We start from the raw sequence: 401 nt of genomic DNA on the forward strand, positions 1-401 counted from the left end.
TGCCGCATCCACCATGCTCGCCGATCGTGCTGCATGACGTGGTCGGTGACCCACCAGACGAACGGCAGGTCCTCGTGGGCACGCGACTGGTCTGCGGTCAGGTCCGGACCGCCCTGCGCAACCCGCTCGAAAGGCTCGTCGATGAGCGAGAACGCGTGACCGTCCTCGTTGGCGAAGATGACGGCGTGGAAAGTGCCACCCCCGGGATTGCCGGCACCGATCCCGACGGACAGACGGGCTACGTGCGGGTCCGAGCCGGTGGACCAGCCGAACGCGTACGAGGCCAACTCCCCACGCGGCCCCACGAACTCACCGAACGCCCGCCGGTCCATGCCGCTGGCATCGGCCGTCGGCACCTCGACGAGCGCACCCTCCAGCACCTGGATATCCACGCCGGCAAC

General features: G+C 68.8%; 1 pseudogene. It reads right to left on the minus strand.

Annotated elements, in window-relative coordinates:
- Positions 1-401: pseudogene (locus tag ADK66_RS31770) on the minus strand (hypothetical protein); the annotation flags it as partial.

Source organism: Micromonospora sp. NRRL B-16802 (assembly GCF_001279555.1).
Lineage (GTDB): Bacteria > Actinomycetota > Actinomycetes > Mycobacteriales > Micromonosporaceae > Micromonospora > Micromonospora profundi.